At 71.0% G+C, this 22,803-nt stretch carries 26 protein-coding genes; 10 read left to right on the top strand and 16 right to left on the bottom strand.

Annotated elements, in window-relative coordinates; all coding sequences use genetic code 11:
* Positions 1–299 precede the first annotated feature (299 nt).
* A complete protein-coding gene (locus ACFRIC_RS06150; RefSeq protein WP_382780095.1) occupies positions 300–1,811 on the bottom strand; it encodes an MFS transporter in 1,512 nt (503 codons plus the stop codon).
* Between the two features lie 301 nt (positions 1,812–2,112).
* On the bottom strand, positions 2,113–2,286 hold the full coding sequence (locus ACFRIC_RS06145) for a CsbD family protein (protein WP_355987981.1): 174 nt from the start codon (positions 2,284–2,286) through the stop codon (positions 2,113–2,115).
* Between the two features lie 132 nt (positions 2,287–2,418).
* Between ACFRIC_RS06145 and ACFRIC_RS06140 the strand changes: the two genes are divergently transcribed.
* Complete coding sequence (locus ACFRIC_RS06140; RefSeq protein WP_382780092.1) at positions 2,419–3,057, top strand: hypothetical protein; 639 nt, start codon at positions 2,419–2,421, stop codon at positions 3,055–3,057.
* 48 nt (positions 3,058–3,105) lie between these two features.
* Here the strand turns inward: ACFRIC_RS06140 and ACFRIC_RS06135 are convergent, their stop codons facing one another.
* From ACFRIC_RS06135 to ACFRIC_RS06125, 3 genes are all read right to left on the bottom strand, one after another.
* Positions 3,106–3,276: a hypothetical protein gene (locus tag ACFRIC_RS06135; protein WP_382780089.1), complete on the bottom strand. Its 171-nt coding sequence runs from the start codon at positions 3,274–3,276 to the stop codon at positions 3,106–3,108.
* Between the two features lie 272 nt (positions 3,277–3,548).
* Positions 3,549–4,571 (bottom strand): SRPBCC family protein, encoded by a 1,023-nt coding sequence (locus ACFRIC_RS06130; protein ID WP_382780086.1) that lies wholly within the window; start codon positions 4,569–4,571, stop codon positions 3,549–3,551.
* Between the two features lie 4 nt (positions 4,572–4,575).
* Positions 4,576–5,517, bottom strand: coding sequence for a histone protein (locus tag ACFRIC_RS06125; RefSeq protein ID WP_382780083.1), 942 nt, complete (start codon positions 5,515–5,517; stop codon positions 4,576–4,578).
* Between the two features lie 188 nt (positions 5,518–5,705).
* Here ACFRIC_RS06125 and ACFRIC_RS06120 point away from each other — a divergent pair, with 188 nt between their 5' ends.
* The 8 genes from ACFRIC_RS06120 to ACFRIC_RS06085 all read left to right on the top strand — a co-directional run bounded on the left by ACFRIC_RS06120 (position 5,706) and on the right by ACFRIC_RS06085 (position 9,512).
* Positions 5,706–6,056 carry a gas vesicle protein gene (locus tag ACFRIC_RS06120; RefSeq protein ID WP_382780080.1) on the top strand — a complete coding sequence of 117 codons (351 nt, stop codon included), beginning with the start codon at positions 5,706–5,708 and terminating at the stop codon, positions 6,054–6,056.
* A gap of 34 nt (positions 6,057–6,090) precedes the next feature.
* The gene (locus tag ACFRIC_RS06115; RefSeq protein WP_382780840.1) at positions 6,091–6,549 is read left to right on the top strand and encodes a gas vesicle structural protein GvpA; all 459 of its coding nucleotides are present in this window, start codon (positions 6,091–6,093) and stop codon (positions 6,547–6,549) included.
* Between the two features lie 3 nt (positions 6,550–6,552).
* The gene (locus ACFRIC_RS06110; RefSeq protein WP_382780077.1) at positions 6,553–7,266 is read left to right on the top strand and encodes a GvpL/GvpF family gas vesicle protein; all 714 of its coding nucleotides are present in this window, start codon (positions 6,553–6,555) and stop codon (positions 7,264–7,266) included.
* 10 nt (positions 7,267–7,276) lie between these two features.
* On the top strand, positions 7,277–7,528 hold the full coding sequence (locus ACFRIC_RS06105; protein WP_382780074.1) for a gas vesicle protein GvpG: 252 nt from the start codon (positions 7,277–7,279) through the stop codon (positions 7,526–7,528).
* A gap of 66 nt (positions 7,529–7,594) precedes the next feature.
* Positions 7,595–8,008, top strand: coding sequence for a gas vesicle protein (locus ACFRIC_RS06100; protein WP_382780071.1), 414 nt, complete (start codon positions 7,595–7,597; stop codon positions 8,006–8,008).
* Entirely contained in the window at positions 7,989–8,867 is an 879-nt protein-coding gene (locus tag ACFRIC_RS06095; protein WP_382780068.1) for a GvpL/GvpF family gas vesicle protein, read from the top strand. The genes ACFRIC_RS06100 and ACFRIC_RS06095 overlap by 20 nt, the downstream gene beginning before the upstream one ends.
* Positions 8,864–9,109 (top strand): gas vesicle protein, encoded by a 246-nt coding sequence (locus ACFRIC_RS06090; protein WP_382780063.1) that lies wholly within the window; start codon positions 8,864–8,866, stop codon positions 9,107–9,109. Before ACFRIC_RS06095 ends, ACFRIC_RS06090 begins: the two co-directional genes overlap by 4 nt.
* On the top strand, positions 9,099–9,512 hold the full coding sequence (locus ACFRIC_RS06085) for a gas vesicle protein K (RefSeq protein WP_382780061.1): 414 nt from the start codon (positions 9,099–9,101) through the stop codon (positions 9,510–9,512). The genes ACFRIC_RS06090 and ACFRIC_RS06085 overlap by 11 nt, the downstream gene beginning before the upstream one ends.
* Positions 9,513–9,520: 8 nt before the next feature.
* Here ACFRIC_RS06085 and ACFRIC_RS06080 read toward each other — a convergent pair whose 3' ends face one another.
* From ACFRIC_RS06080 to ACFRIC_RS06055, 6 genes are all read right to left on the bottom strand, one after another.
* Positions 9,521–11,551 (bottom strand): beta-galactosidase, encoded by a 2,031-nt coding sequence (locus tag ACFRIC_RS06080; RefSeq protein ID WP_382780058.1) that lies wholly within the window; start codon positions 11,549–11,551, stop codon positions 9,521–9,523.
* Positions 11,548–12,891, bottom strand: coding sequence for a glycoside hydrolase family 36 protein (locus ACFRIC_RS06075; RefSeq protein WP_382780837.1), 1,344 nt, complete (start codon positions 12,889–12,891; stop codon positions 11,548–11,550). The genes ACFRIC_RS06080 and ACFRIC_RS06075 overlap by 4 nt, the downstream gene beginning before the upstream one ends.
* Before the next feature lie 48 nt (positions 12,892–12,939).
* Entirely contained in the window at positions 12,940–13,836 is an 897-nt protein-coding gene (locus tag ACFRIC_RS06070) for a carbohydrate ABC transporter permease (RefSeq protein ID WP_382780055.1), read from the bottom strand.
* Complete coding sequence (locus ACFRIC_RS06065; protein WP_382780052.1) at positions 13,833–14,813, bottom strand: carbohydrate ABC transporter permease; 981 nt, start codon at positions 14,811–14,813, stop codon at positions 13,833–13,835. Before ACFRIC_RS06065 ends, ACFRIC_RS06070 begins: the two co-directional genes overlap by 4 nt.
* Before the next feature lie 8 nt (positions 14,814–14,821).
* Entirely contained in the window at positions 14,822–16,132 is a 1,311-nt protein-coding gene (locus tag ACFRIC_RS06060) for an ABC transporter substrate-binding protein (protein WP_382780050.1), read from the bottom strand.
* A gap of 1,014 nt (positions 16,133–17,146) precedes the next feature.
* A complete protein-coding gene (locus ACFRIC_RS06055; protein WP_382780047.1) occupies positions 17,147–18,139 on the bottom strand; it encodes a LacI family DNA-binding transcriptional regulator in 993 nt (330 codons plus the stop codon).
* Positions 18,140–18,504: 365 nt separating this feature from the next.
* Between ACFRIC_RS06055 and ACFRIC_RS06050 the strand changes: the two genes are divergently transcribed.
* On the top strand, positions 18,505–19,662 hold the full coding sequence (locus tag ACFRIC_RS06050) for a hypothetical protein (RefSeq protein WP_382780044.1): 1,158 nt from the start codon (positions 18,505–18,507) through the stop codon (positions 19,660–19,662).
* A gap of 275 nt (positions 19,663–19,937) precedes the next feature.
* On the opposite strand, the gene ACFRIC_RS06045 is transcribed toward ACFRIC_RS06050, so the two are convergent.
* The 5 genes from ACFRIC_RS06045 to ACFRIC_RS06025 form a co-directional block, all read right to left on the bottom strand.
* On the bottom strand, positions 19,938–20,543 hold the full coding sequence (locus ACFRIC_RS06045) for a GPP34 family phosphoprotein (protein WP_382780041.1): 606 nt from the start codon (positions 20,541–20,543) through the stop codon (positions 19,938–19,940).
* Positions 20,544–20,864: 321 nt separating this feature from the next.
* Entirely contained in the window at positions 20,865–20,987 is a 123-nt protein-coding gene (gene ykgO / locus ACFRIC_RS06040; protein ID WP_326783839.1) for a type B 50S ribosomal protein L36, read from the bottom strand.
* Positions 20,988–21,035: 48 nt separating this feature from the next.
* Entirely contained in the window at positions 21,036–21,296 is a 261-nt protein-coding gene (locus tag ACFRIC_RS06035) for a type B 50S ribosomal protein L31 (RefSeq protein ID WP_382780036.1), read from the bottom strand.
* 85 nt (positions 21,297–21,381) lie between these two features.
* Positions 21,382–21,546: a 50S ribosomal protein L33 gene (gene rpmG / locus ACFRIC_RS06030; RefSeq protein ID WP_382780032.1), complete on the bottom strand. Its 165-nt coding sequence runs from the start codon at positions 21,544–21,546 to the stop codon at positions 21,382–21,384.
* A gap of 461 nt (positions 21,547–22,007) precedes the next feature.
* Positions 22,008–22,691 (bottom strand): DUF4232 domain-containing protein, encoded by a 684-nt coding sequence (locus ACFRIC_RS06025; protein ID WP_382780030.1) that lies wholly within the window; start codon positions 22,689–22,691, stop codon positions 22,008–22,010.
* Positions 22,692–22,803: the final 112 nt, after the last annotated feature.

Genomic DNA, 22,803 nt, shown 5'->3' with positions numbered 1-22,803 from the left:
GCGCTCGCGGAGTCTGCGGCGCGTGATTCGTCAGGGTGCGGGTGCGCTGGAAGGGGACGATGTGGAGGGGGTGAGCCGGAGGGGGTCAGGGAACGGGGGTGTGTACGAGGCGTGCACGGTCGACAGCAGAGTGACACCCGTCCGATGACCTTGTCATGGAGCGGACAAGACTTCGGCTTGAACTGACCATGACCTACTGCGAATTCATCCGCCCGTCACAGCTTTTCGGCCGCTGTGCGGTGCCTGTGAAAACGGCCGACGGCCCCGGCCTCCGCGCGGCCGGTTTTCCCGCATGCTCCTCAGGGCCGGCTCATGGGGGTGTGTTCGTGCGGCGTCTCCGAAGGACGGCGCGGCGACCGGGGCCGGTGGTCGCGCAGCCAGTCGTGGACCGCGAGCGCGAGGGCGCACAGGATCGCCACGATCCCGGAGCCGACGGCGATCGACAGGGCCGAGCCGAAGTCGTGCCGTCCGGTGCCGAGCACCACGTAGAAGAGTCCGGGCAGCGCCGCCGTACCGACGGCACCGCCGAGCCGCTGGGCCGTCTGCAGGGCGCCGCCGGCCGCGCCCGCCATCCGCACCGGCACGTCCCGGAGCGTCATCGTGACGTTCGGCGAGATGACGCATCCGCTGCCCAGCCCGCCGGCGAACAGCGCCGGCGCCGCGTACCACACGGCCTGGTCCCCGGGAGCGAGGCGCAGGATCAGCACGGCACCGCCGAGCCCCAGGGCGACGGCGGTGAGGCCGCAGACGGTCAGCAGCCGGCCCAGCCGCTCGACGAGCCGTCCGGCCACGACGGCCGCCGCGGCCGAACCGAGGGCGAAGGGTGTCACCGCGAGACCCGAGCGCAGCGGGGTGAAGCCCTGGCCGTTCTGGAAGTACAGCGCGAACACCAGCCAGACGCCGCTGAACCCCACGAAGTAGAGGGCGGCGATGACGGCTCCGGCGGCGTAGCCGCGTGTGCTCGTCACCAGGCGCGGATCGAGGAGCGGCTGACCGTGGGCGGCCGTCAGCCGGCGCTCCCACCAGGCGAACACCGCGAGCAGGGCCGGCCCCACCAGGAAGAGCCACCACAGCCTTCGTACGCCGCCGGACTCGGCCAGGATCAGGGGAAGCATCAGCGCCAGCACCCCGGTGCCGAGCAGCAGGACGCCCCGCAGATCGAGCCGTTCCCGGCGACGGGGAGCGACCTTGGGCAGCAGGCGCAGGCCCAGCAGGAAGGCGACGGCGCCGACCGGCACGTTGACGTAGAAGATCCAGCGCCAGCCCTGGGGCCCGTCGGCGAGCATCAGGATCAGGCCGCCGATGACGGGGCCCACCGCGCTGGAGACGCCGACGGTCGCGCCGAAGAGTCCGAACGCCCTGCCCCGCTCGGCTCCCCGGAACATCTGCTGGATGAGGGCGGAGTTCTGCGGTGCCAGGCACCCGGCCGCCACGCCCTGGGCGAGTCGCGCGACGACGAGAAGGGTGATCGTCGGCGCGGCGCCGGCCGCCGCGCTGCACAGGACGAAGGCGGCGAGGGCCAGGAGGAAGATCCGCCGTCGGCCGATCGCGTCGCCCAGTCGTCCGGCGGTCACGAGGACCAGGGCGAAGGTGAGGGCGTAACCGGAGACGACCCACTGGATCGACGGGGCGGAGGCGTGCAGGGCGCGCTGCATGGAGGGCAGCGCGACGGCGACGATGGTGACGTCGAGCAGGCTCATGAACCCGGCCGTCAGGGTGACCCACAGGGCCCGCCAACGCCTCGGATCGGCTCCCTCGGCCGGTCCCCGCGCCCGGTCCCCTCGTCCGTCTGCCTGCGCGTCCGGTTCCACGCCGGGGACTCCTCTCCGCCACCCCCACCATCTTCGGCCCGCGGGGGCGCGGGGCAACACGGGGCCGGGGGCGGCCGCGGGTGGGGCGGGCGGACGTGTCTCTCCCGGCGCCGGTGGCGTCGCCGCACCGGGCGTCTGACGGCGCCGGGCTCTCAAACAGATGCCGGCGGTGCCGGGCTCCCCGGATTCTGCGGGTGCACGGCCGTGGGGCCCGTTCCTCGGAACGGGCCCCACGTGGTCGGTCCGGCGGCCGCGCCGACTACCCGGTGACCGGGAGTCCGCTTCCTGCCCTTCGGCCTGTTCAGCCCTTGAAGACGTCCTTCGTCTTCTCCTTGGCCTGCCGTGCGTCGCCCTTGGCCTTCTCGGCCCGGCCCTCGGCGGCCATGCGCTCGTTGCCCACGGCGCGCCCGGCCGCTTCCTTCGTCTTGCCCTTGGCCTGTTCCATCTTGGCCTTGGCCTTCTGCTCGCCACTCACGATGTCTCACTTCCCATCACGATCGGCTTCGAGTGTCGGGAGACGGGTGACCCGTCCCGCGGGAGCCAAACGTGGAGATCGAGAATCATCACCCCCGTTCGGTCACTCTCCGTGATCGCGCGCGGTTCCGGCATGCCGGAACCGGTGTGCTGGGTGAGCCTGGAGACATGGGCCGGTGCCACCCGGATCCGTCCGGAAGGTCGCGCCCGTCTCGGCCAGCAGAGCGAGGACGACGTCATGGGTGATGAGGTCTACCAGCCGGGAGGTCCCGACATCCGCGAGGACGAAGGCATCCTCGATCCGGAGGACACTCTCGAATACCGGGGCTCGGACCCCTTCGACGACGGGTGGTCGCCACCCGAGCGTCCGCTCGCCGTGGACCACCTGGGCACCACGGCGCGTGAACAGCGTCAGGGGGAGAGTCTGGACGAGAAGCTGGCCGAGGAGCGGACGGATCCGGCCCTCCGGGACTCCGACGAGGACGACGAGGACGACCTCACGGGCGAGGGCGGCGAGCCCTTGGACGACGACGTGGGCCCGGATCCCGAGGAGAAGTTCCTGGCGCTCGACGTGGGTGCCCACGACGACGCCGAGCACGACATGATCGCCGAGGACGTGGGGGGCGACGGGGACGCGGACCCCGCCGAGCAGGCGGAGGCGCACCTGATCCCGGACGACGACATGCCCGAGCGCCTGGTGGACGAGGACGTGCGCCGGCCTCCGGCGGACGAGATCCGCCGGCTGCGCTCGAAGACGGACTCCGCCTCCTGAGGCCCCGCCACGACGGCTCAGGCCGTACGGGGAAGGGGTGACGTCCGGTCAGTCCTCACCCCTGACGATGTTCCAGTCCGGGGCGGTCCGGTCCTCGCGGGCCGAGGTGGCGGCCGTCGCCGGAAGGCAGGTCCGCGGGCCGGTCCCGCGCCGGCGGCGGGCCTTGGCCCATCCCGTCTCCGGTCGCGAGGTGGTCTTGGTCCCGCTGTAGGCGGTCATGACTTCTTGTCGTCCTTTCGGTGGTCGGTCCCCAGTTCGGCTGTCTCCGGTCCCGTGGGTCCGGTGTTCGGTCGACTCCGGGCTGTTGCCACGGGTCCCCCGCAGGGGCGGGAGGAAACCAGCCGCGCGTCGCCGCGGGGCCGGCGCCCACCGCCCCCGGCCGGGTGGCGGGGACGGTGCCCTACCGGGTGGGGCGGCACGTGGGGGTCGGCGCCCTGGCGGCACACCCGCGCGGCGCGCCCGGGTGCCCGTTCCTCATCGCTCCTCGTCCCTCATTGCTCCTCGTCCTCGTCCTCGTACTCCGCGTCCTCCTCGTCGTACTCGGCCCCCGCTTCGTCGTCCTCCTCGGGGAGCTCTTCGTCCTCCGGAAGCTCTTCGTCCTCCTCGGGGAGCTCTTCGTCCTCCTCCTCGGGGATCTCCTCGTCCTCGTAGTCCTCCGCGCCTTCCTCGTCCTCTTCGCCCGCTGCCGCTTCCTCCTCCTCCAGCGCCTCCTCGTGGGTGCGGACGACCTCGCCGCCGCGTATCTCGCCGCGCCAGCCCTCGGCCTCCTCGTCGGTGAGCGTGACGTAGCGCTGGAAGTGCTTGAAATCCAGCCGCAGGCGGCGGCCTTGGGCGCGCCAGATGTTGCCGGTCTTCTCGAAGAAGCCGGACGGGTAGTACTCGACGACGAGCACGATGCGGGTGAGGTCGGGCGTGAGTTCGTGGAAGCTGACGCAGCCGCGTGTACTGCCCTTGGCGCCTTCCGAGGTCCATTCGATCCGCTCGTCCGGGACCTGTTCCTGGACGGTCGCCTTCCAACCCCGGGTGGACGGGCCGACCTTCACCTTCCAGTCGCTGCCGCCCTCGCCGTCCTGGGAGGCGCTGCGCACCCCCTTGGTGAAGCTGCTGAACTTCTCGAACTGGGTCCAGTGGTCGTAAGCCTTCCGGACCGGGACACCGACGTCCAGCACCTCGATGATGTTCATGACCTTGGTGCTGCCGGACTTCGCCTTGCCGCCTCCGCCGCCGAAGGCGTCCTTCACCTTGCCCACGACGCTGTCCTTGGCGCTCTTGGCCTTCTCCGACACGAACGCCTTCAGCGGCGATTCCCCTTTGAGGACGCGCGACCCGGCCGCGAGGAGGGGGCCGCCGTTCTCGGCGGAGTCGGCGAGGTCGTCGGTGACGTCCGCGATCTTGTCACCGGCCTTCTCCACGAGGTTCTGCAGTTGGGCGCCCAGGAACCCGGTGAACTCCTCGCGCAGCGCGTCGAGGCCCGAGGGTGCGGCATTGTCCTTCTCGCTCTGTTTGGTGGCCATGGCCCTACCTCCGTCGTCCGGAAGCGCTCTTGGCCGTCTTGGACGAAGAACTCTTCGCGGCGGTCTTCTTGGCGGGCGCCTTCTTCGCGGCGGTCTTCTTCGCCGGAGCGGTCTTCTTCGCCGGGGACCGCTTGGCCGCGGTCTTCTTGGCCGGAGCCGCCTTCTTGGCGGGCGCCTTCTTCGCCGCGGCCTTCTTCGCCGGGGGCGAGCTCTTCTTGGCGGCGGCCTTCTTGGCAGGAGCAGACTTCTTGGCGGGCGCCTTCTTCGCCGCGGGCTTCTGGGCCGGCTTCTTCGCGGTCCGCTTCCGGGCAGCGGGTTCCGCGGCACGTCTGCCCTCGGTGCCTCCGGCGCTCCGCCGCTGCCTTCGCGGTCGCTCCGGCTCCTTCTCTTCCTCTTCTTCCTCCTCTTCTTCTTCCTCCGGCTCCTCTTCTTCCTCCTCCTCTTCCTCTGCCTCCGGCTCCCCCTCCTCGTCCTCGGGCTCCTCCTCTTCCTCTTCCTCCAGCTCTTCCTCTTCCTCCTCCTCCGGCTCCTCTACCTCGCCCTGCGGCTCGCCCTCGTCGTACGCGTCCTCGTCGTACGCGTCCTCGTCGTACTCGTCCTCGCCCTCTTCCTCGTCCTCTTCCTTGGCGGGCTTCTCGCCGACACGCAGTGTCCGCTCATGGAGGCTCTCGGCCAGGTCACCGAGGCGACGGTCGGCCGCGGCCTTCAGAGCCTGGCGGCCGGCATCCATCAGTTCGCCCCGCACCTGCTCCTGGAGCTCCGCGACGCCCGGAACGTCCGAAAGCCGCTTCAGCCCTTCCGTGGCCAACTGCTTCGGATCGAGCGCGAATCGGCGCCCGGCGATGTAGGTGGCCGCGGCGAACGCGAGGCGGCCCTTCTTCGTACGTCCGAGCAGATAGCCCCCGGCGACAGCCGCGGCCAGAGCGATCTTGGTTGTGTCATCCATGAACCTTTTCCCTTCGGACCGCGCGGCCCGCACCTCCCCTGGGCCGCGCGCTACCTCCCCCTGGGCCACGCGCTCGACGGGGCGGCCTCAGGGCACGTCATCCTCACCTGACGCCCCAAGTACCCCTATATGATGAGATTGCACGCTTTCGTCCAAGTACGGCGTCCGTCACGACGACCGGAGACACCATGGCCGCAGCAGAGCCCGCCAAACGGCGACCGAGCGCCGAGGGCGGTGCCCCGCGCCGGCGGCCCGCGGCGGAGCGTGCGGCCCCCTCACGCTCCGGAGGCGCGGCCCGGGCCATCCGTTCGGCGGTGGAACAGCTCGACACGCTGCTCGGCCGGACCCCCGAGTCGGTTTCCGCGATCAGACCCACGGACGACGGTTGGGAGGCGGATGTGGAGGTACTCGAACTGGAGCGCGTCCCCGAGACCACCAGCGTGATGGCCACCTACCGAGTGACCCTGGACAAGAAGGGCGACCTGGTGGCCTACGAAAGGAAGCGCCGCTATACGCGTGGACAGATCGACCGGCGCTGACACAGCACAGCCGGTGAAGGGAGGCACCATGACCATGGTGCCGCAGAGCAGCGGCAGTCCGGCCCGGAGCGGCGGATCCGGCACCCTCTACGACGTTCTGGAGCTCATTCTCGACCGCGGGCTGGTCATCGACGTCTTCATCCGTGTGTCCCTCGTGGGCATCGAGATCCTGAAGATCGACATACGCATCGTCGTGGCCAGCGTCGACACCTACCTCCGCTTCGCCGAGGCGTGCAACCGCCTCGACCTGGAGTCGGGCAACAAGGCCCCGTCCAAGCTCACCGACATCGTCGGCGACACCCTGGAATCCGGCGCGAAGGGCAAGTCCAAGGGAGCCCTGAGCGGCGCGGCCGAGGCTGTCACCGACACCCTCCGGGGAGTGACGGGCAAGGGCGACGACGAGGAAGAAGAGGAGGAGACGGTGGAACGACGGCGGCGGCCTGCCAAGCGATCCTCCCGGCGGGAGCGCAGCACGTCCCGCGCGGAGGAGTGAGCCATGGCCGTATACATCTACTCGATCACGTTCAAGGACCATCCGCTGCGCCTCGACGGGCTCGAAGGGGTCGGCGCTGCGGCCTCCCCGCTGCGCACGGTGACCGCGGGGCCGCTCTGCGCGGTCGTGAGCGACGCGCCGGAGGAACTGCGCCCCAAACGCAGAGACATCGGCCGTCACCAGGAGGTGCAGCAGCGCCTGCTGGCGGACGGCACCTTGCTGCCGCTCAGGTTCGGCTACACCGCCCCGGACGAGGACACGGTCAAGCAGACACTGGAGGAGCGCGGCGACGAGTACGCCGACCGACTGCGCCTGCTGGAGGGCTGCGTCGAGTACAACCTGAAGGCGTCGCAGGACGAGGAGATGCTGCTGCGGGAGATCCTCACGGATTCGGAGCAGGCCCGGCAGCTCAACGACGACATCCGCGCCGGCACGGCGGCCCCCGACACGGCCGTACGGCTCGGTGAGATGGTCGCCAACGAGGTCCGGGCCCGCCAGGAGGCACTGGCCTCGGGCGTGATCGAGGCGCTGCGCCCGTTCGCCCGGGAGATCGACTCCGCTCCGCCCACCGGCACGGACTTCCTCAACGTCTCGTTCCTGGTGAGCGACGAGCAGGACGAACTCTTCCTCGCCACGGAGCTGAGCCTGGCGCACCAGATGGGCGAGGGGTTCGAGTTCCGGCTCAACGGCCCCCTCCCTCCGTACAGCTTCAGCTGATGGAGACGTCATGGGCCTGTTCACACAACTCGTCACGCTTCCCCTGGCACCCGTGCGCGGAGTCGCCTGGGTGATGGACAGGGTGCTGGAGGCCGCGGAGGACGAGTACTACGACCCCGCCCCGATACGGCTCCAACTCGCCGAGCTGGAAAGGCAGTTGAACGCCGGTGAGATCGACGAGGAGACATTCGACCGGGCCGAGGACCAACTGCTCGACCGACTGGACGAGATCAGGGCGTACCAACAGGGCGGAGCACCCTGACCGGCCCGATCCCGATCGCATCCCGCGCGTCCCGGCCCCGACCCGGGAGAACTCGAGGACACCGTCGTGAGTCAACCGCTCTCCAACCGCCTGGGCGACTATCCGTCCCGGGCCACACCGCAGTACGCGCAGGGCTCGTCCGCCAACCTGGCCGACATCCTGGAACGCGTCCTCGACAAGGGCATCGTCATCGCGGGCGACATCAGGATCAACCTCCTCGACATCGAACTGCTCACGATCAAGATCCGGTTGCTGGTCGCCTCGGTCGACAAGGCCAGGGAGATGGGCATCGACTGGTGGGAACACGACCCCTCGCTCACGTCGGGGGCCGGGGACGAGCGGTCGCTGGCCGCGCAGAACCGCCGGCTGCGTGCCGAGTTGAACGCCCTGCGCCGGGACCGGGGCATCCCCGAGGTGGAGCCGGAGCCGCGCGGCACCACCCGCCGAAGGGCTGATCGCGATGACGACGAGAACGAGTGAACCGGTCACCTACGCGTACGCCGTGGCACGCGCGCACCCGGACCTGGCCCGGACGCTGGCCGGACACGCGGGAGTCGTCGGCGCCCCGGTCCACCTGATCGCCGAGGGCGAGGAGAACGGCGACGCCCCGAACATCGTCCTCGTGGTGAGCCCGGCGCCGTCCGCCGACTTCCGCGAGGAAGGGCTCAGACGGCACCTGGAGGACCTGGACTGGCTGGAGGCGGTCGCCCGGGCCCACCACGCGATCGTGGAGGAGGTCACGGCGCTGACCCCCGCGCTGCCGCTGCGGCTGGCCACCGTCTACGTCGACGACGACAGCGCACGCGACATGCTGCGCTCCGCGATCCGGGTGTTCGCCGAGCGTCTGGATCACCTGGCGGACCAGGTCGAATGGGGAGTGAAGATCTACGTCGAGGCGGCTGCGGCCACCGCCGAGTCCGCGCCGGAGTCCACCGCGTCGGCGGACATGACTCCGGGGCGGGCCTACCTCAGCGCCCGAAGACGGCAGCGCGGCGACCGGGAGGCCGTCTATCGGGCGGCCCAGGAGGCGGCCGAGCGTGTGGCGGAGGTGGCACGTGCGTACGCCACCGACCGGGCGGCCCACCGTCCCCAGCAGGGCCCCCTGGCCGGCGACGACGCGGGCGAGAACGTCTTCAACGACGCGTTCCTGGTGCCCCGCGGGCACGGCGAGGCCTTCCGCGAGGAGGCCGCCCGAGCGGGCCGGGGCCTGCCGGGGGTCCGCGTGGAGGTCACCGGCCCGTGGGCCCCGTACTCCTTCGCGATGCCACCCCAGGAGGCCACGGACGACGAGGAGGGCACCGGCGGAACCGGCGGCGACGTACGGGGTGTCGCGCCATGACCGTGCCCGGCCCCTCGGCCTCGGCCTCCCTGGAGCCGCTGCCGGACCGTCAGGTCGCGCTGGTCGACCTGCTGGACCGTCTGCTCGCCGGAGGGGTGGTCCTGACGGGTGACGTGATGCTGTCCATCGCCGACATCGATCTCGTACGGATCTCGCTGCGCGCGCTGATCGTCTCCGTCAGCGCGGAGAATCCGTCGCCCTGGGACCGGTCCGCTCCCCCGCGAGGCGGCCATGCCGGCTGAGGACGACGGATTCCAGGGCGCCGCGGACCCTCTGGAAGAGGCGGCGGAGGCCGCGGCCCGGGCCTTCCGGCTGCTGCCGGCCGCGCCCACGGACAGGCCGCGACCCGGCACGCGGGGGCGCGCCGCGGCCGGGCGGATCAACACCGACCCCGACACGGTCGAGCGTGATCTCATGCGGCTGGTCCTGACGCTGGTCGAACTGCTGCGGCAGGTCATGGAACGTCAGGCGCTGCGCCGGGTCGACCAGGGTGATCTGAGCGAGGAGGACGAGGAACGGCTGGGCACGACGCTCATGGTCCTGCACGACCGGATGCGCGACCTGTGCGCGACCCACGGCCTCACCATGGAGGACCTCAACCTCGACCTCGGCCCGCTGGGCCCCCTGCTCCCGCCTCCCGAGTGAGCCGGCGGCTACCCGCCCGTCGCCCGCGGCTCCTTCAGTACCGCTACCTCCCCCGGATCGACCCGCAGGGAGCCCGACAGGGTTTTGCCGGTGAGGAGTTCGGTGGTGCCCGGGGGGACCGGGATGTCCGCGCCCCGGCCCGCGTGGTCGATGACGAACACGTAGTCGGCGTCGCGGCCCCGGCGGCGGACCGTCTCCACTCCCGGGGGCAGGCCGCCGCCGTCGGTGACCCCGGCCTCGGCGCGGATGCGGTCCAGCAGGGCGCCGAGGGTGTCCGGGTCGGGAAGGGTCGCCAGGTACCAGGCGGCACCCGCTCCCCGGGCGTGTCTCGTCACCGCCGGGACGCCCGCCAGGGGTCCGTCCGTGTAAGTGGCGACCGGCTCGGCGCCGTTCAGGCGCAGCCGTTCCGACCACAGCGTGGCCGTGGCGCCCGGGGGCACCTGACCGGTCAGTCCGGCCGACTCGCCGGGCAGGAGCGGGAAGAGTTCGTCGCCGCGGATGCCGAGGGTGTCGCGGAAGGCGCCCGGGTAACCGCCCAGCCGGATGTGGCAGTTCTCGTCGACGGCTCCGCTGTGGAAGCCGATCGCGAGGGTGCCGCCGCGCTCCACATGGCCGGTCAGGTTCGCCGCGCCCGCCTCGTCCACGAGGTAGAGACTCGGGGCGAGGACGAGGCGGTAGGCCGACAGGTCCGCGTCGGGGCGGACGAAGTCGACGGCCACGCCGGACCGCCACAGGGGCTCGTACCAGGCACGGACGAGATCCTGGTACCGGAGTTCGCCGCTGGGCTGGGAGGGCAGCTCCAGTGCCCAGCGGGCGTTCCAGTCCCAGACGACGGCGACCTCGGCGGTGCCGGTGCTGCCGCGCACCTCGGCCAGGGCCTTGAGATCGGCGCCGAGGCGCACGACGTCCTGCCAGATGCGGCTATCCGTGCCCGCGTGCGGGAGCATCGCCGAGTGCCACTGTTCGGCGCCCGCCTTCGCGGCCCGCCACTGGAAGTAGGCGATGCCGTCGGCGCCGTGGGCCACATGGGCGAGGGCGTTGCGGCGCATCTCGCCGGGGACCTTGGCCCGGTTGACGGGCTGCCAGTTCACGGCGCCCGTGGAGTGTTCCATGAGCAGCCAGGGCCCTCCGGCCAGCGACCGGGTCAGGTCGCCGCAGAGCGCGACGTCGACCTCGGAGGCCGGGTCGGCGGACATGAGGTAGTGGTCGTTGGAGACGATGTCGAGTTCCGGCGCCCACCGCCAGTAGTCCAGCGCGTCGAAGACGTCCATCACCATGAAGTTGGTGGTCGCCGGTGTCGAGGGGGCGGCCGTGCGCAGGACGTCCCGCTCCGCGGTGTACAGCGACAGGAGTTCGTCGGAGCAGAAGCGGCGCCAGTCGAGCTGGTGCGTGGGGTTGGGGACGGCGCCGGTGGCGCGGGGCGGCAGGATCTCCTCCCAGTCGTAGTACCACTGGCTCCAGAACGTGGTGCCCCAGGCGTGGTTGAGCGCCGCCAGGTCGTCGCCGTAGCGGGCGCGCAGCCAGCGGCGGAAGGACGCGGCGCTGGTGTCGCAGTAGCAGGCCGCGTTGTGGCAGCCGTACTCGTTGTGGATGTGCCACATCACGACGGCCGGGTGGGCGGCATAGCGTTCGGCGAGGGCGCTCGTGACACGCAGGGCCGCGGCGCGGTAGGCGGGGCTGCTCGGGCAGAACGTCTGTCTGCTGCCGTACGTCTGTGTTCGGCCGTCCCGGTCGACCGGCAGCGCCTCGGGGTGCGCGCGGAAGAACCAGGCGGGCGGAGCGGCCGTCGGGGTGGCGAGGTCGGCGGCGATGCCGTTCTCGTGGAGGAGGTCCAGGAGCCGGTCCATGCGGGTGAAGTCGAACCGCCCCTCGGAGGGCTCCATGAGGGCCCAGGAGAAGATGCCGACGCTGACCATGGTGACACCGGCCTCGCGCATCAGGCGCATGTCCTCGGCCCAGATCTCCTCGGGCCACTGTTCGGGGTTGTAGTCGCCGCCGTAGGCGATGCCGGGGACGGACAGGGTGCGTTCGGGGGTCATGCCGCACCTCCCGAGGCCGGCGCGTGTCCGGAGGACAGCAGCCGGCGGGTGGTGGCCACACCCCAGTCGTCGAGGGACAGCAGCCGGTCGCTGGAGGCCATGAGGCCGCCGGTGGCCTCGACGTGCGCGGCCCATCGTTCCCGGGTCTCGACGGCTGGGCGGGCCATCAGGCAGTCGGGGTCGTTGATCCACAGGCGCCGGTGCTGCCATTGGCGGCCGACGCCGGTGAACTCGGCGGCGTCCTGGCCGGGTTGGCTGTGGTCGCCGGCTTCGGGGCGCCGGTGCGGGGCGGTGTCGGGGCTGACCCGCATGGCGTCGAACAGGCCGATGGACGGGAGGACCGGCGCTCCGCAGCCGAGGAGGTAGGCGTCTGGGCCGATGGCCTCGCGGATCAGGGCGATGCCGTCGCGGTAGGCGCTCAGCGCGTCGGCGCCGGAGTGCCGGACGCCGTCCAGGGCGCCCGCGTAGAGGAAGTCGGTCTTGAAGTAGTCGTAGCCCTCGGCGCGCAGGGTGGCGTAGACGTCGGTGAGGTAGGAGCGGGCCTCGGGGTGGGTGATGTCGAGGGTGTACAGGTCGTGGTTCCAGTTGTGGCCGGCGTGCAGGGGCGTGCCCGCGGTGTCGCGGACCAGCCAGTCGGGGTGCAGGCCGGCGAGTTCGCTGTGTGGGGCCACGAGGAACGGCGCGGTCCAGATCCCCGCTCGGCGGCCGCGGGCGCGGACGGCGTCGGCGAGGGCCGCGCGGGAGCGGAAGCGTCCGGAGAGGGTGAGCCAGTCGCCGAGCGCGTTCTGGTAGCCGTCGTCGATCTGGACGACGTCGACGGGGAGGCCGAGGGTGTCCATGGCGCGGAGGTTCTCGTGGACGTCGTCCTCGGTGACGGCGGTGAAGTACTCGTACCAGGAGCACCAGACGGTGGGCGCGGGCCGCGGTGCGGGGCTCGCGAGGGTGTCGGCCCAGGCGGCGAGGGCGCCCTGGATGCCGTCCGGTCCCGAGTACGAGGACTCGGTGACCGGGCCGTCGGCGACGATCTCGGCACGGCCGTCGTGGACGGTCAGCCGGATGGAGGGCACCGAGGCGGTCGGGGCGGGCGCCGCCCACAGCCGCACCGGGGAGCCGTCGCCCGGGTCCAGCGCGAGCAGTCCCTCGCCCTGGAAGGTCCCGGGCGGCGCGGTGCGGCCGGGGCGGTAGCAGACGGTCGCCCAGTTGTCGTTCGTCGGGCGGTACGGGGTGTCGTCGAGGGCGTAGGAGCCGCTGGGGCTCCAGGACTGCCAGCCCTCCTCGTGGACCCGTGCGGTGCGCGGGTCCACGGGTACGGAGGCTGCGGGGGTGAAGGCCTGGGGCACGTCGTTCTCTTTCACTGGAGCCGCCTGAGTCTTTCGGGTGGTGTCGTCTCAGCTCTTGTTGGCACCGAGGGTCAGACCGCTGACGAACTGCCGCTGGAGCGCGAAGTACACGACGAGCGTGGGGATCGCGGTGAGCAGGGCGCCGGCGGCGACCAGGTTGGGGTCCGTGAAGTACTGGCCGGAGAGGTTGTTCAGGGCGGAGGTGATCGGCATGTTCTCGCCGGTGGAGATCAGCACGAGGGCCCAGAAGAAGTCGTTGTAGATCCAGATCGACAGCAGGGTCGCCAGGGCCGCCATCGCGGGCTTGCACAGGGGAAGGGTGATCTGCCAGTAGAGCCGCCAGACGGAGGCTCCGTCCACGAGCGCGGCCTCGGTCAGCTCGTCCGGCAGGGAGCGCATGTAGTTGCTGAGCACGAACGCGCAGAACCCGGACTGGAAGGCCACGTGGATCAGCACGAGGCCGAGCGCCGAGTCGTACAGCTTGCCGCTCGCGGTGATGCCCGGCAGGTCGGTGAGCAGGTACATCCGGTACAGCGGGGTGATGATGACCTGCTGCGGGAGCAGGTTGCCGGCCGTGAAGACCAGCAGCAGCGCGAGGTTGAGCCGGAAGTCGAAGCGGCTGACGTAGAACGCGACCATCGAGGACAGGAACAGGGTGAGCAGCACGGCCGGCACCGCGATCACCAGGGTGTTGACGAAGTAGTGCGTCATGTCCGACTGCTCGAACGCGTTCTTGAAGTTGTCGAGGTTCAGCGTGTCCGGCCAGGACACATAGCCCTTGTCGCTGGTCTCGCCGTACGGGCGCAGGGCCGAGAAGACCGCCCAGAGCAGGGGGGCGAGCCAGGCCAGGGCGGTGCCGGCGAGGAACACGTGCAGCAGTACGCGGGCGGGGCGGACGGGCGCGCGCCGCCCCCGCCCGCCGGACGCGAGGGTGGGGGCGCTCACGGTCGCCGCTCCTTCCGGAAGGTGGCCACGAGGTACGGGACGATCACCACGAGCGAGATGACCAGCAGGACCACGGCGATGGCCGAGCCGTAACCGATGCGGCTCGACTCGCCGATGATGTTGTTGGTCACCAGGATCGAGAGCAACTCGGTGCCCTGGGCGCCCTTGTTGAAGACGAAGACCAGGTCGAAGGCGCGCAGCGCCTCGATGATGGTGACGACCAGCACGACGGTGTTGGTGGGGCGCAGCGTCGGGAAGATGACGTTCCTGAACGTCTGCCATTCGTTGGCGCCGTCCAGGGCGGAGGCTTCCCTGAGGGAGGGGTCGACGCCCTTGAGGCCTGCCAGGTACAGGATCATCATGTAGCCGGTGTGCCGCCAGGAGGCGGCGACGAGGACGGCCCACAGATTGAGGTCGGGGTCGCCGATCCAGTCGATGTAGTGGCCGGGCGTGTTGGCGCCGATGAGGCTGTTGATGAGGCCGGTGTCCGGGTTGTAGACGAGCTGCCAGACGAAGCCGATGCAGGCCATCGAGATGACGACCGGCAGGAAGAACGCGGTCTGGTAGACGCGGCTGAAGCGGATCCTCTTGTCCAACTGGACGGCGAGGAAGAGGCCCAGTGGTGTCGGGATCAGGATGAGCACGACGAACCAGATGACGTTGTGCTGGACGGCGGGCCAGAACTGCGGGTTGTCGGCGAAGAGTTGCCGGAAGTTCTGGAGGCCCACCCACTTGATCGAGTCGAACCCGATGCCGTCCCAGGTGGTGAAGGCGAGCGCGATGGAGGCGAGGGCGGTGACCCAGACCAGGGCCACGTGCAGGACCGTGGGCACGCCCGCCATGAGGGCGAGCGTGATCCGGTCTCGGCGGGTCAGCAGGCGCCTTCGGCCCCGTGCTGCCCGCTTCGGTGCGGAGGCGGCGCCCGGAGGCGGCACGGTGGCCGTCTCCGGGGAGTCCGTCGTCGTGTCGGTGCTCATGATGTCGCTCACGCGGTCGCGAAGATCTGCTTCTTCTGGCGTTCGATCGACGACAGCAAGCCGTCCACGCCCTTGGGGTTCTGGAGGAACTTCTGGAGTCCGGGCTGCATCACCGTCGAGGTGAAGTCGGGCCGGGAGTCGCGGTCCATGAACTGGGTGAGGGTCTTGGCGCCCGCGATCATGTCGAACGCCTTCTTCTGGAGCGCCGAGTACGCGGAGGTGTCGGCCTTGGCGGAGGCGGCCACCACGCTGGGGTCCCCCTTGAGGTAGAGCTCCTCGGCGGCCGGGCTGCCCATGTACTCCAGCAGCTTGAGGACGCCGGCGTGGTTCTTGGGGGCCTTGCTGACCATGAGGCCGTCGGTGGGGGCCTCCACGGTGTCCTGGCCGTACGCGGAGTCGATCTCCGGGAAGGGGAAGAAGTCCAGGTCGTCCAGGTCTTCCTTGTTGGTGAACTGCTGGGCCACGAAGGTGCCGAGGAGGTACATGCCGGCCTTCTTGGCCACCAGCGTCTGTGCCGCGTCCTGCCAGGTGCGGCCCATGAAGCCGTCCTGGTGGTACGGGAGGAGTTCGGCCCAGTGGTCGAAGGTGGCCTTGACCTTGGCGTCGGTCCAGGAGGCCTTGCCGGCCATGAGCTGGACGTGGAAGTCGTAGCCGTTGAGGCGGAAGTTGATCTGGTCGAAGGTGCCCATCGCGGGCCAGGCGTCCTTGTCGCCGAAGGCGATCGGCACGAGCTTGTCCTTCTTCATCTGCTTACACAGGGCGATGAGTTCGTCCCAGGTGGTGGGGACCTTGTAGCCGTGCTGCCGGAAGACGCTCTTGCGGTAGAAGACCGCCCACGGGTACGTCGTCATCGGCACGAAGTAGTACTTGCCGTCCTCGCCCTTGCTGAGCTTCTTCATCGCCTCGGGGAAGTTGTCCCCGATCTTCGCCCACACGTCGTCGATCGGCGAGGCGAGCTTCTTGGCCGCGAAGAACTGCATGCGGTACCCGGCGAACCAGTTGAAGACGTCGTCCGGCGTGCCCTGCAGATACGAGTTGATCTGCTCCTGGAAGGTGTTGTGGTCCTTCGTGTTGACGTCGACCGTGATGCCGGACTGCTTCTTGAAGTCCGCGTAGACGTCGGCGAAGGCCTTCTTCGGCACGGCGTCGGACGCGTTGGAGCCGACGGTGACCGTCTTGGGGTCCGAGGCCGTGCCGCTGTCGCCGCAGGCGCTCAGCAGGGGTATGCCCGCGCCGAGGGCGACCGCGCCGCCGATTCCACGGATGAGGGTGCGACGGCTGGGCGTTGGGGCGGACAGACCCGAGAGGGGAAGGTGCATGACGGCTCCTGAGGGCAGGGTTCGGTCGAGTTGGACGGCGGGGAGGCCGGAAATCGATCAGAAACCAACTCGACCGAACAACGTGGGCGTAATGACAGCCTCATGTCGTCAATGCGTCAAGACCTCGCGCTCTCCTTACCCGAAACGTGACCGACACGTCACGGACCACCCTCATGGGCCTCGAAAAAGGGGCGAGCACGACCAACACGGACCGGCGGGCCCGTCACCTCGCCCGATCCGCGAACCCGCCGGCGACCGGCCGTGCGACCGGATCGACGATGTTGGCTTTCGCGACGTGGACACCCAAAAGCAAACAACCACTGATCGAATTTGTTTACAGGCAGCGCAAATCGGCGAGCGGGCGATTCCTGCCAAATCCGGCAGACTGATGGCGGGTCAGGGGGCTGCGGAACCCCGGTCGGCGTTTGTCCGCGACTCAGTCAAGCGCAACGTAATCGATTACGCTACGGTCCTTCGACTATCGATCCGGCAAAGGCGGGCCGGTAACGGGCGCGCCGGGGGCGGGGGTTATGGGTGCCGGACGGGAGGAACGAGCCCGCCTGGCGGGGGTTCACGGCTGCCTGGAGGGGGTTCACCGCTGAGGGTCGGGGGTTCACGGCGGTCTGGAGGGGGTTCACCGCTGACGGTCGGGGGTTCACGGCTGCCTGGAGGGAGTTCACCGCTGAGGGTCGGGGGTTCACGGCGGTCTGGCGGGGCTCACCGCTGACGGTCGGGGATGCGCGGCTGACGGGCAGGAGTGCCCGGCCGGGGGCCGCCGCGTGCGGCCGCTGACGGTCGGGGTTCACCGCTGACCGTCGGGGATGCTCGACTGGCGGGCAGGAGTGCCCGGCCGGGGGCGCCCGCGCGCGGCCACTGACGGTCGGGGGTTCACCGCTGACCGTCAGGGGGGCTCGGCTGACGGGCAGGAGTGCATGGCCAGGGGCCGCTGCGTGCACGGTCCCGGTGGCCGCGCGCCAACTCGGACCGCCGCGCTCGGGCGAAGTGGCCGGGCCGTCAGACCGACGCGCGCGTCACGAACGTCGTGGCGACCCGCACGGTCCTTCGCGCCGTCCGGCCGTCGATCTGCTCCAGCAGGAGTCCCGCCGCGACGCGGCCGACCTCGCGCGCCGGGTAGCGGATGGTCGTCAGGCGCGGCCGGACCAGCGAGGCGAACTCGATGTCGTCGTGCCCCACCAGCGACACGTCTCCGGGAATGTCGAGCCCGAGACGCTCGGCCGTGTCCATGGCGCCGACGGCTGTGATGTCGTTGCCGCACAGCACCGCCTCGGGCCGCAGCGGCGCGCGCATCAGCCGTTCGAAGCCCTCCGCCCCCGCCTCGCGCGTGTGCTCGCCGTGGACGATGTGCTCCCGCGCGATGCGCAGCCCCGCCTCGGCCGCGTGCCGCCGGACGCGCTCCAGGCGCGGATCACCGCCCGCCGCGTCCAGCGGCCCGGCGATGACACCGATGCGGCGCCGGCCGGTGGCCGCCACGTGCGCCAGCGCCTCACGGACCGCGCCGTCGGCGTCGGGGGTCACCAGATCGACGTCACCGAACGAGACGTCGGCGCTGACCACCGCCGGGATTCCGGCCGCGCGCAGCACGTCGAAGGAGTCGGTGGGGAGCCGGAACGGCGTCATCACCACACCGGCGAACCGCTGGTGCACCACTTCGCGCAGCAGCGCCTCCTCCTCGTCCCGCCGGGCTCCCGTACTGCTCACCAGCACGTGGTAGCCCCGGCCGCGCAGCTCGTCCTGGATGGAGCGGGCGAGCAGCGCGTAGAACGGGTTGGCGATGTCCGGCACGACCAGGGCGACCATGGTGGACTTGCCCGTACGGAGACTGCGGGCGACGGGGTTGAGGGTGAACCCGAGCCGCTCGATGGCCGATTCGACCGCTTTGCGCGTTTCCTCCGTGACCGGGCGTTTTCCGCTCAGGACATAGGAGACGGTGGCGGACGAGACTCCCGCGGCCCGCGCCACATCGCTCATGGTCACCCGCTGCCGCATCCGCGTCCGCCCCTTCTTCGACCGCAACCCTACCGGCGCCCGACCGTCGGCGAGCTTCTGCCCGGTCGCCAACCGCCTCGCATCCACGCAGGTCCGCGCCCTCGGCGGGCCGGACCCGCGCCGCCACCGCTCTTGTCGCGCGGACCTCCACCCCCGGCCGCTCGGACCTCGCCGGCATGCCGGAACCGGGAGTCGGGGGGCGGCTCGGATTCTTCGCGATCACCCCAATACGGTCAATCGTCAACGAAAAGTCCATAGTCACCCGATGGCGGAGGTCCGTGATCCCGAGGGGCCTCGCCTCCCGGCTCTTGGCCAAAGGTGACCATACTGGGAGGGCACACCACACCCCACCAGCAAAGTGACTCATGCCGAAGTCCTCCACAGAGCGTCTCACCGCCCCGGAAACGGTCTGGCTGGCCGCCGGGCGCCACACAGGTCCCGCCCCGCAGGCGGCAATCCGGGAGCACCTGCGGGCACTGAAGAACAGCGAAAGGATCCAGGACTTCCTGGAGAAGGAGAACTCCACGACGCCGGACGGGTATGTCTTCGAGGCCCGCTGGTTCGTCGAGGACGAGGTGACCGTGCGGGCACGGCTCACCACCGACGGACGTGCGCACGTGGACGGCGAGCGGCGCTGGACGCTGGCGGCCGAGGCGGAGCGGCCCTGGGATCCCGGGTGGTCCTCCCCCGCCGCGCTGCTCTGGCCCGAGCGGAGCGGCCTCTCCTGGGACCGTGACGCCGCGGGCGGGCTGCTCTTCCAGGACGTCAACCCGCTGCCGAAGGACGACGCGGCGCTGCGCCGGCTGCTCAAGGACATCGCCCGGCACAGTTGGAGCATCAACGTCGTCGTGCACGAGGCCATGACTCCCGACGCCGAGGGCCGCCTCCCCTTGGTACGGCTGCTGCCGCCCGCGCTGCGGCACCGAGTGGTCGAACACCGGGCCACACCCGAGCAGTTCCACGCCGTCAACTGGGCGCTCGGCGACCTCGGGACATCCGTGCCGCGGGGCGGTGCCGTCATCCTGTCCGGGACACCCGCCCGGATCGGGTTCGACGAGCAGGCGTTCAGGGTGCGCAGCGTCTTCCTCGACGGCTCCGAGCCCACCGAACTCCTCGACAAGGTCGTGCAGTTCGCGGCGCTGCCCTGGCCGCTGCCGGACGACGCGGCGGCGGCCTTCACGGCGTTGCGCGAGGAGTGGAGCCTGCTGACCCTCGAAGAGGAGGTCACCCACGCGCGGGCCCTGGTGGCCTCGTACTCCGAGGCCCTGGAGGCGATGACGAAGTCGCGGGACCTGTACCGGGAGGCGACCGAGCTCGCGCACGCGGCGCTCGCCGAGATGGCGGAGTACCGCGACGCCGCGTCCGCCGCGCGCGGGTCCGCGCAGGGGCAGGACAGGCATCCGCTGACGAAGACGCTCCAGCGCGTCACGGACTCGCTGCTGCCCCGGAGGGCACAGCGCGTCGACGCCCACCTCCAGGAAGCACGCGAGAGCGAGCGCCGGGCCCGCGAGGCCTCCGAGTGACCCGGGGCGCGGCGGACGGCACCCCGGCCGACCTCCGCGCCCCTCACCTCGCGCTCGGGGCGGGCCCCCGACGGGATCACGTCCAGGTGCCAGGTGCCCCCGGCCTGGGTCACACCCTCGTGGCGTGACCCCGGACCCGGCTCACGGCCTCGCGGACGTGGGATCGGCCCGGATCACCTGGTGAAGACGTGCACCCCCGGCCCGAATCACACCCTCGCGGCGTGGACCCCGGTCCCGATCGCGGCCTCGTGGGTGTCGGTGCGGCCCGAGTCCTGTCAGGCGCCGCGCCAGATGTTGGCGAACGCGGCGTTCTCGATGGCTCGGCGCTGGCGGACGGCCTCCAGTTCCATCACCGCGTCGTGGACGGCGACCAGGACGGTCGTCACCGCCTCGTCCTCGACCGACGAGCCGCCGTCGGTCTCCTCGGCGGGGATGCCGACGACCTCGGCGAGCGCGGCGAGGACGGGCTCGTCCGCCGCCCAGCGGTGCATCGCGCGGCTGCGGGCCGGTGAGTCCACCAGCTCCATCCGCTCGCCGCCGAACGGCAGTCGGCTCCGCCGGTGCCGGGTGAGCTGGCCCGCCTGTTCGAGGTCGGCCTGATAGGCCTTGGCCAGGTCACGCCCCCGGCGCCAGAGCCAGTCCTCGACGCGTTCGTACGGGACCTGCCGCACGAGCGAGGACGCCGCCTCGCCCAGGAGCCGGTCGTCCGTGGCCGGCTGTCTCGCCGGTGTCATCCGGTCACCGTCCAGCGTGATGACCTCGCCGGCGAGAAGATCGATCACCTCGGCTCCGGCGAGGGCGAGCGACAGGTCGCCCTGCCCCACAGAACGTTCCGGCTCCTTGTCCATCGTGATGATGAACAAGTCCCTGGCCGTGGTCACGAACGGCTCCCCTCGGAGTACTTCGCCCGGCGCGACCGTCACGCGTCGGATCCAGCGCATCCACCCGCACCGCCCTCCGCGGGCGATCCGTCGTCCGCGGAGGAAGGGCACGTCACGATCGTGATCGTAACTCCCGGCACACCGGTGCGTCAGCGAGCCGCGGGCGCGGCCGGTCGGCGACGGGCCGTGCGTGGCTGGTCGACGGCGTGCCGCGGTGCGGCCGGTCGGCGACCTGCCGTCGCGTGGCGTAGCCGAGACGGGCCGGTCCGGCCGGCACGCGATGTGCCGGCCGGACCGGATGCCTTCATCTGTGTCGTGCCGTCAGCCCTGGCGGGCCTTCAGGCGCGGGTTCTTCTTGTTCACGACGAAGACCACTCCGCGCCTGCGGACCACCTGGGCGCCGGGCTTGGACTTCAGTGAGCGCAGTGACGCGCGTACCTTCATGACTCTTCCTCCTGCGGGCTCTGTGCCGAACTCGGCGCGCTCCGGCGGTCAGTGCCGGTCGGACGCCGTACGGCCGTAGCGGCGCTCGAAGCGCTCCACGCGGCCCGCGGTGTCCAGGACCCGCGACGTGCCGGTGTAGAACGGGTGGCTCGCCGACGAGATCTCCACGTCGATGACGGGATGAACGGCTCCGTCCTCCCACTCGATCGTCCGGTCGGAGTGCGCGGTGGATCGCGTGAGGAACGCGACCCCGGCGGCACGGTCCCGGAAGACGACGGGACGGGATTCGGGATGGATGTCGGACCTCATGGGGTTCCCTCCTCGGTTACGGCGGGTTCGTGCGCGGATACGGCGGCGATACGACAGGCGCGTCCCGGGAATACCCGGCGCGCGGTCAGCGCTCCTCGCGGAACGCGACGTGCCGGCCGGCCAGCGGGTCGAACTTGCGCAGGGTCAGCCGGTCGGGGTCGTTCGCGCGGTTCTTGCGGGTCACGTATGTGGCGCCGGTACCGGCCGTCGACCTCAGCGTGACGACGGGGCGTGCGGTGCTGCGTGCCATGAGGTCCTCCTTCACCCACCACGCACGAGCCTTGACTCGCGCATGCCAATCAGTTACGTGAGCTGTAACAGCACACCTGGCGCCGGCATTCCCGCACGCCGGACGTGGCGTACGACACCCCGGACCAGGCGGCGGACCACACCACGTCTGCGACCCCGGCGGCGACCGGGCTCACCGCCCGCCGGACCCCCTCCGCCGGGCGGGGGCGCTTCCGGCCCGCGAACGGCACATGCCCGGTCCCGGTCCATAGGACCGAGCGGTATGCGATCCATAGGTCCGGCCCGTTGGGTGCATCCGGTCACCGCGGGTGGGGCCGCCACCCCGCACGGCCTACCGCGGCAGCCTGGGGACGGCCTCCCGTTACGCCCCACACTGGCGTACGCCGAAGCCGCCGGTCACGGCCGTGACCGGCGGCAGGAGCGCGCGCCGTACCGACGGCGGGGTCGGCGCACCGGCGACGGTCAGGAAGGCTTCGTCGCGGTGACGGCCGTGACCGTCGCCTTGTTGTCGCACTCGGCCAGCACTCCGCCGCCCTCCAGGGCGAGTTGGTGCGCTCCGCTGGAGGGGAGGCCCACCACCAGCGTCGGGTAGCTGACCGGGGTGGACCCGGACACGCAGTAGCCGTCGGCCTCGCCCTGGACCTGGACGAACGTCATCTTGACCCAGGCCTTCGCGGCGGGGGCGAGCACCACCTTGGCCGAGGGGCCCGTCCGGGTCACGGTCAGCGGCTTGTTCTTCTCGGGGGAGCCGTTGGCCGCGCCGGCCACGGTCGGGTACCCCTGGAGGACACACGTCGCTCCGGACATGTTGGTGAACTCCACGACGGCGGCGCCCGTTCCGGTGCCCGGAGGCCGCACGTCGGCCTGGTACATGAACGCCTTCAGGGACTCCGCCGCGCACGTCTTGGTCTTCGTCGCCGGGGTCGCGGTGGCGGGGACCGAGGCGGGGGCCTTGGACGACGTGTCGCTCGCCGGCTCGGCCGAGGCTCCCGTCCCGGCGGACGGCTTCGCGGGCGTCGGGGAACCGGGAGCCGAGGCCGTCGGCTTCTTGGCGGTGCCCGACGGCGCGGTGGCGCCGGAACCCGCCTTCTCCGGGCCCGGCTGGCAGGCGGTCATGAGGAGTGTGGCCGCGGACATGGCCGCCATGGCCAGAGCGGCGCCGCGGACACGCGACCCTGAGTGCGTCCCGTACTGCATGTGGTCCCCCGATTGAGATGTTCAGGTGCCGGACGTTGACCGGCACTCGTCGCTGTAGATC

This window comes from Streptomyces sp. NPDC056738, assembly GCF_042790435.1.
Lineage (GTDB): Bacteria > Actinomycetota > Actinomycetes > Streptomycetales > Streptomycetaceae > Streptomyces.
Note: the sequence above shows the minus strand (reverse complement) of the source record. Positions and strands in the feature narration are given on the sequence as shown.